We start from the raw sequence: 820 nt of genomic DNA on the forward strand, positions 1-820 counted from the left end.
AGTTAACCTCGTAGACCAAGAATTGTATCGAAGATAGTAGAAGCCGTATCAATCACTTTGGCGTTAGCCTGGTAGTACTGCTGATAACGGATTAGGTTGGCGGCTTCTTCGTCTAAATTAACGCCGGATTCAGATTGTTGCACGGCACGCAGCTGATCGGTGAGCCCCTGGCGAGCATCCAGATTTACCTGGGTGATATTGGTACGATTTCCCACGTCACTTACCATGGCGCCGTAAGCTCCGCTGAACGTCGCATTATCACCAACTTTATCTTCGCTTTGTAGGTTTTGCAGCGCTAATGCATTGCGGTTATCGCCGGGGCCGGTGGTGCCCGATAACCCTGTAAAGGTAACGCCGCTAGTCGTGCCTTGGCTTGGCAGTTCATCGATTGTGAAGCTTAAAATCGTTTCGCCCGTGGCATCATCCTTGATGGTTAGTCGATCTCCTACGGCAAGCGTATCCCCTGTTGCGTTATTAACAGAGAGGACGTTACCAATTTCGGTGCCATCTTCTTTAAACACACTAAATACACCGTCCGGAGGTGGATCATTGGGTACCGAGCCTGCATCTGGCGATACGAAGAGGTTATTTTCACTGTCCGCACCAAAGAAGCCAAGGCTCAGCGAGCCATCATCTGCGGCCTTTACGGCAAAGCTCGGTGGGCGGTAGTTGCTGTCCATTTCCTTAAAGCCTGGTGCTACGTCAATATCGCTGACTTTTAGCTGATCTTGCACGCGGCCTATGGGGGTGTTGTCAGGATCAACGCCGCCAGTGCTTGAGGCGCCGGGCATATCATCCCAGGTGGCCTTGATATCAAATT

General features: G+C 51.2%; 1 protein-coding gene. It reads right to left on the bottom strand.

Going from position 1 to position 820, the window contains the following annotated elements; genetic code table 11:
* Positions 1-2: 2 nt before the first annotated feature.
* Positions 3-820 (bottom strand): flagellar basal body rod C-terminal domain-containing protein (locus QC823_RS16150; protein ID WP_309657360.1); only part of this gene is annotated, 818 nt, incomplete at its 5' end.

Origin of the sequence: Vreelandella vilamensis (genome assembly GCF_031451755.1) — a bacterium.
GTDB classification, from domain to species: domain Bacteria; phylum Pseudomonadota; class Gammaproteobacteria; order Pseudomonadales; family Halomonadaceae; genus Vreelandella; species Vreelandella vilamensis.